Origin of the sequence: Thermovirga lienii, from assembly GCF_036847465.1 — a bacterium.
GTDB classification, from domain to species: domain Bacteria; phylum Synergistota; class Synergistia; order Synergistales; family Thermovirgaceae; genus Thermovirga; species Thermovirga lienii.
Genome location: NZ_DAITZW010000054.1, coordinates 1 through 6481, shown reverse-complemented (window position 1 = coordinate 6481; position 6481 = coordinate 1). Strand labels below are relative to the sequence as shown.

Here is a 6481-nt window from a genome sequence, read left to right as displayed (position 1 = left end):
TCCCACCATCTCCTTCAACTAATTAAACGGAAGCAATTTGTGGCCCCTTACAGAAGGAAGCTCGTGAGGATGTAGAGTGGGTACTCCTTCTGCCGAACCATAGGTAGGAAAGGAAAATTAGAGGAGGTGTTTTTAGGAGATGAGAAAGTTTTTAGCAGTGTTTATGGTTGTGGCTCTAGCGCTTTCCCTCAGCGCCGCAGCGTGGGCAGGGCCTAAGTGGACCTTCAAGATGGGACACGCCAACCCCCCAGATACTCCGTACGATAAGTTGGCCCATTGGTTTGCGGACACCGTTTATGAGAGGACCAATGGACAGGTAAAGATCAACATATTCCCCAGCAACCAGCTCGGTGACTGGACGGAGACCTTTGAGCTCATTCAGCGTGGTGTGGTTGAGATGGGCTTCCAGATCGCCAACGCCCAGTACGACCCAAAGCTTAATTTTGCTTATTACATGCCTTACGTTGTAAGCAACCTCGAGGAGGCAAAAGAAGCTTATGCTCCTGGCGGTTGGGCTTACGACATCATAAAGGACCTCTGGTCGGAACACGGCATCAAGGCCCTTGCGGTTTACCCCATTGGCATGGCTGGAGTCTCGCTGAAGGAAGTGCCACCTTCTCCAGGAGATCCAACGGTAGAAAAGGGAATGAAAGTCCGTGTCATGCCTCTTAAGGCTTGCTCGCTAACCTATGAGGCTCTTGGCTATATAGCTACTCCTATCCCTTACGCTGAATGCTACAGCGCCATACAGACCGGCATAGTCGATGGCCAGATGGGTGGACCTCCTTTCCAGGCATGGCAGTTCCGCGATGTCAACAAGGTTTGGATCCAGTATAACGACTACTTCGAACAGCACTGGATCGTAATGAACCAGGATATATGGAATAGTCTCCCCGCGGACATTCAGAAGGTTATTCAGGACACCGCCGCAGAGGCATCTGCCACCAGATGGAAACAGGTTGAGACAGAGGACGAGCATTACCGCAATGTCTTGAAGAACGAGTTTGGCTGGACCATAGTTATGCTGACCCAGGACGAGCTGAATGCCTGCGCCGATAGGGTTAGAAAGGTAGTATGGCCTCAGATGAAAGAGATGCTTGGAGAAGAGCTCTATACAAAGGTGAGGCTTGCCACTTTCGAGAAAAAGTAGCTTTAAAGGCACCTTTGTAGTCTGAATGCTCAGGAGCGTTCACGGGAGGGGATAATGTTGTGTCTCCTCCCGTGAACTTTTGTTGCAAATGGCGTAAAATAAAAAAATAAGTTGCGAACCAGGAGACGAAAAAGAGAGAGGGAGTAATCATGAAGCTGGTTCTTTTTACTAACGGCACTTTTTCTACGATGGACGGTTCGGGGCGCAGGGTGGAATCCATGTTGGTTGCAGGAGACAGGATAATAGAGGTAGGCACCGTCTGGGAGGTGGCTGCCCATCCCCTTGCTCCAGAAGCCCAGAAAGTGGACCTGCAGGGCAAGAGAGTTCTGCCCGGGCTTATAGATACTCATGTTCACTTTGCAGCCTATGCAGAGAGCAAGGGCGCAGTAGATTTATCGGAGTGCAGGAGTATATCGGAAGTAGTTGATAAATTACGCGCACAAGCTCAAAATGCCCCCCCCGGCTCCTGGATAAGGGGCATGAACTTTGACCATACCCAATTTGTTGAGAAGCGGATGCCCACTAAAGAAGAATTGGATGTCATAGAGAACCCGGTATTTTTGACGAGAGTGTGCTTTCATGTCCATTCGGTAAACACCAAGGCGCTGGAAGCCGCAGGCTACACGGGAGGGTGGTCTATTCCCAACGGAGTGGAGAAAGATGCAAATGGCGAACTCACAGGAGTAATATACGAAAAGGGGATAGACCGCATAGCCGATGCCTACCACAGGGCCATGGGGAATACCGAAACTCATCTGGATAGAATGGCCCAATGTATGCAGGAATTTGCCTCTTATGGGATAACGGCTTTCAATACCACATCGGCGGAGCATCTGGGTATAGTGGAAAACTTCGGCATATACCAGGACTTGAGAAGGATGGGCAAACTCCTACAGAGAGTTACAGTGCATTATAACGACCTTCCAGCTAAGGGTATGCAGTCCTTTTTCGGAGACACCATGATTCGCTATGGAGGGCTTAAGCTTTTCAGCGATGGGGGATTTTGCGCGCAGACTGGTGCTATGACCTTTGATTACAAGGATAGGCCGGGACATAAGGGTGTTCTAAACTATACAGATAAGGAACTGTACGAACTAGTGCTTGAAGCCCAAAAGCAGGGAGTTCAGGTGGCTATCCACACGGTGGGCGATAGAGCATTAGAGCAGGTGCTGGACGTATTCGAGACCGTAATGACGGAGGTCCCCAAACCCTACCTAAGGCACCGTATAATACACTGCTATATTGCCAAAGGTGATCAAAGGAAAAGGATTGCCAGCCTTGGGCTCATAGTAGACGTGCAGCCTAGGTTTTTGGCAGACGAGATAGACATAGCTGAATCTGGGATTCCACAGGAGTTTTTACGCGATGCCTATGCGTGGAAGGCCCTATGGCATGATGGGGTCCTTTTAGCGGGAGGTTCAGATTGCCCCGCGGCTCACCCCAACCCTTGGTTGGGCATAGACGCAGCGGTTAACAGGTTGAGAGCGAAGGATAGGACTCCTGTAGGAGGTTGGCACCCGGAGCAGAAACTTACACTGGATGAAGCGATAGCTCTATATACCAAGAATGCAGCCAAGGCGCTTGGCATGTTCAAGGACCTAGGCACGCTGGAACCAGGCAAATTGGCTGACTTTGTAGTGTTGGAGGACGATCCCTGGAAGATTGACCCACAGGATCTGGGGAAGGTTAGGGTTAGGGAAGTGTACAGAGGAGGAGAGAGAATATATTCCGCAGGGAAGTAAGTGTAGCTCGGAGGGATAGGCCGTGACCCAGAAGGATTATCACAAAGAACTTTTGCAGTGTTGTCTTGAACTAGCTAAAATTTCTAGTCCACCCTTCAAGGAGAAGGAGCTTTCAAAGTTCCTAGAGGCGGTTATGGTTGATCTTTGCTTTGATAGGGTGCGGAGGACACCTTTGGGGACACTGATGGGTGAGGTTGCCTTGTCAGAAACCGAAGGTCCTCATGTCCTCTTGGTGGCAAATTTGGATACAAGTTCTTCTGTGGTGGGTGAAGAAGCTGCAAAACCTCCTACGTTGGAAACAATCGAGAGGAAAATAACAGGGGATGGGGTGGCAGAACACAAGGGTGCTCTTGCCGCTTCGTTGTTTGCTGTTAGAGCAGTGAAGGAAGACCTCTCCAAAGACCCTAAGGGGAAGTTAACCGTTGCAGCGGTTCCTTTGGGGTCCTTTTGCGCCTCCTTGGCTGCTAGAGAGCTTCTAGATGAGGTAAAACCAGATTGTGTGCTAGTGGCTGGTCCAACGGCTTTGAATGTCTGCTTCGGCCAGAGGGGTAAGGCAAAGATAGTAGTTGAGAACCGAGGCAAAAGAGAGCTTTTCGTAAATTCCGAGCGAGGAATAAACGCCTTGAAGAAAATGCTTCCTCTGCTTCTGACCATAGAAAGGGAGTTTTTGCCTCGCAAAGATCCCCTTCTAGGCTCTGGATGCCTGGAGATCATGGATGTGGAGGTGGCCCCCCCTGAGGAATCAGGCTTTATTCCAGATAGATGCTCTGTGGTTTTCCATAGGAGGCTTTTGCCGGGGGAGAATAAAGAGGAAGTAGTAAGAGAAGTTAAGATGATAGCAGATGGAGTGGCGGCTTTCGACTTGGAGCTTGATATAGATGTGTTCATAAGGGAAGAAAGGATAACCACATATACAGGGACAGAGGCTTCCGTAGAATTTTTCGAGCCTGCCTGGGTATGCAAAGATAAAAAGTTCTCATCTATGTGTCTTGAAGCTCTGACGAAGAAAGGCCTCTCCCCAAGGACCCTTTGGGACTGTCCAGCTGTCTCAGGTGGTTATTACGCTGCAGTGGGAGGACTTCCCACAGTGGTGTTTGGTCCGGGAAGCATGGATGCTAGTAACAGTTTTGGCAACGTGCTGGATGTAGAGGAGCTTCTTGTGGCTTTTGAGGGGTATAAAGCCTTACTGGAGGCCATTCTTAAAGGACTTGATTGAAAAGTAGTTATATTTTCACGGGAGGTTGAAGCGAATGGAAGAAAGGTACTACGATATGAAATCCCTTCCCTCAAAGGAAGTAGCCCCAGGTGTCAAGGGGAAGTTCGCTCATTCCAAAGAAATGACTATAGCCTGGTGGGAGATAGAGAAGGATGCCCTTTTAAAGATGCACTCCCATGACCACGAACAAGTAGTTAACGTTATAGAGGGAACTCTTCAGGTAATCGTAGGGGATAGAACATGGATACTTACTCCAGGTTCGGTCTTAGTGATCCCTTCGGGTGTTCCCCATGAAGCTAAAGGCGTGACCTCCTGCCGAGTGATAGATGCATTTTATCCTGTAAGGGAGGACTATAAGGAGTGAAAGAAGGGCTCAGGAGGAAGATATGAAAAAACGGGTGTTCGTTTTTCTGACCTTGTTGGCGCTTGCTGCAGGAATCCTGGTTTCAGTGTTTAGAGCAGAAGATAGAGCCTCAACCTCTCCCCAGAGGATACAAGCCCTGCCTAAGGATCAACTTTTTCTTCCTCCGGCCGAACCATTTCAGGAAGAGCCTATTTATAAATTCAAGGCTGCAGGGACCGGCGAACCGCTGAAGCCGAAGGAGTTTGCCCTGGAGAAGCCATCTTATCTTGAACTGGAAAAAGTTGCTCAGGAAGATAAGCCTGAAGGTGACATCCTGGATGAGATAAGCCCTAAAGTTAAAGAGGTCGCCGAACAAATCGAGGATTTAGTGGATAGCTTCGATGAAAAAACATTGCAAACCACTAAAAAACTCCTGGATAAACTTCCGCTGCTTGAGATGGAGCCGGAAAAGGCCCAATTGAGGCCTAAAAACGGCGGAGTGGAGCTCAAAATAACCATTCCTGCAGACACCATAAAACTGAAACTTGAAAAAGAACTTTCAAAAGACGTCCCCTCCAGTTCAGATGAGTGAAAGCGTCCTTGACCAGCCTGAGTAAAGGGATATTATATTAACCAGGTTGCAAAAAGTGTGCAGTTTGAAAGGAAGGTCAAGATAGGGAGGGGTAAGGATGAAGAAGGCTTATGTGGTTGGAACTTGCGATACCAAGTACCAAGAACTGGCTTACGTAAGGGATCTCATAGAAAAGGCAGGGGTTCCCACGGTTTTGGTCGATGTCGGAATATTTGCCCATGATAACCCCGTGGATGTTCCCAATAGCGTCGTTGCTTCTTACCACCCGACAGATAAGAATTTCCTTGAGAAAGTCAAAGATAGAGGGCAGGCCGTTAGTGCTATGTCTGAGGCTCTACCTAGGTTTATAGCTACCAGGGATGACCTTGGGGGAATAATCGGTCTTGGAGGTTCAGGAGGAACCTCAATCGCTACCGCGGCCATGAGAGCCCTGCCGGTTGGGATACCTAAGGTAATGGTCTCTACCGTTGCTTCCGGAAATGTAGCTCCCTATGTGGGGCCCAACGACATAATCATGATGTACTCGGTGACCGATGTCGCTGGGATAAACAGGATATCTCGGGTGGTCTTAGGAAACGCTGCTCATGCCCTGGCGGGCATGTTATCCAACGAAGTCCCAAAAGCAGAAGACAGCAAACCTCTTCTTGGCATGACCATGTTTGGAGTAACCACGCCATGTGTGAACATGGTCAGGGAGAAACTCCAGGATGAGTACGACTGCCTGGTGTTTCATGCCACAGGGACTGGTGGCCAATCCATGGAGAAACTTATCGATTCAGGAATGATGAAAAGTGTCATAGACGTAACCTTGACGGAGGTATGCGACCTGCACATGGGTGGCGTCATGAGCGCTGGAGAGGATAGACTTGGAGCGATCATACGCACCAAAATTCCCTACGTGGGGTCAGTGGGAGCCCTGGATATGGTGAATTTCTGGGCTATGGATACAGTTCCTGAAAAATATAAAAACCGCAATCTTTACGTTCATAACCCCCAGGTCACGCTAATGAGAACTACCCCGGAAGAGAATGCCGTGATGGGTAAGTGGATAGCAAATAAGCTCAATCAATGTGAAGGGCCAGTTAGGTTTTTGCTTCCAGAGAAAGGTGTCTCCATGATAGACGCTGAAGGTATGCCTTTCTATGACCCGGAAGCCGACGAAGCCCTATTTAAAGCCATTGAGGAGAACGTAGTCCAGACACCCAATAGAAAGGTTATAAGACTTCCTTACCATATAAATGATCCCGAATTTGCCCAGGCTTTAGTGGATAATTTTAAGGAAATAAACAAATAAAGGAGGTTTTGATGCCTTATGAAAACTAAAAGAGAGGAAATACTGGAGAAGCTCAGGAAAAAAGTTGAATTACGGCAGCCCATAATAGGTGGGGGAGCCGGAACCGGCATATCTGCCAAATGGGAAGAGGCTGGAGGCATAGAC

General features: G+C 48.7%; 7 protein-coding genes. All 7 read left to right on the top strand.

What is annotated here, in order from left to right; genetic code table 11:
- The first annotated feature begins 139 nt into the window (after positions 1-139).
- Positions 140-1150, top strand: a complete 1011-nt coding sequence (dctP, locus tag V7Z69_RS09320; RefSeq protein WP_334139721.1) for a TRAP transporter substrate-binding protein DctP — start codon at positions 140-142, stop codon at positions 1148-1150.
- Between the two features lie 149 nt (positions 1151-1299).
- Positions 1300-2892 carry an amidohydrolase gene (locus V7Z69_RS09315; RefSeq protein WP_334139720.1) on the top strand — a complete coding sequence of 531 codons (1593 nt, stop codon included), beginning with the start codon at positions 1300-1302 and terminating at the stop codon, positions 2890-2892.
- Positions 2893-2914: 22 nt separating this feature from the next.
- On the top strand, positions 2915-4108 hold the full coding sequence (locus V7Z69_RS09310) for a M20/M25/M40 family metallo-hydrolase (RefSeq protein ID WP_334139719.1): 1194 nt from the start codon (positions 2915-2917) through the stop codon (positions 4106-4108).
- A 34-nt stretch (positions 4109-4142) separates the two neighbouring features.
- Complete coding sequence (locus V7Z69_RS09305) at positions 4143-4472, top strand: cupin domain-containing protein (RefSeq protein ID WP_014163820.1); 330 nt, start codon at positions 4143-4145, stop codon at positions 4470-4472.
- 22 nt (positions 4473-4494) lie between these two features.
- Entirely contained in the window at positions 4495-5043 is a 549-nt protein-coding gene (locus tag V7Z69_RS09300; RefSeq protein WP_334139718.1) for a hypothetical protein, read from the top strand.
- A gap of 97 nt (positions 5044-5140) precedes the next feature.
- On the top strand, positions 5141-6337 hold the full coding sequence (locus V7Z69_RS09295) for a Tm-1-like ATP-binding domain-containing protein (RefSeq protein WP_334139717.1): 1197 nt from the start codon (positions 5141-5143) through the stop codon (positions 6335-6337).
- 18 nt (positions 6338-6355) lie between these two features.
- Positions 6356-6481 (top strand): phosphoenolpyruvate hydrolase family protein (locus V7Z69_RS09290; protein WP_334139722.1); only part of this gene is annotated, 126 nt, incomplete at its 3' end.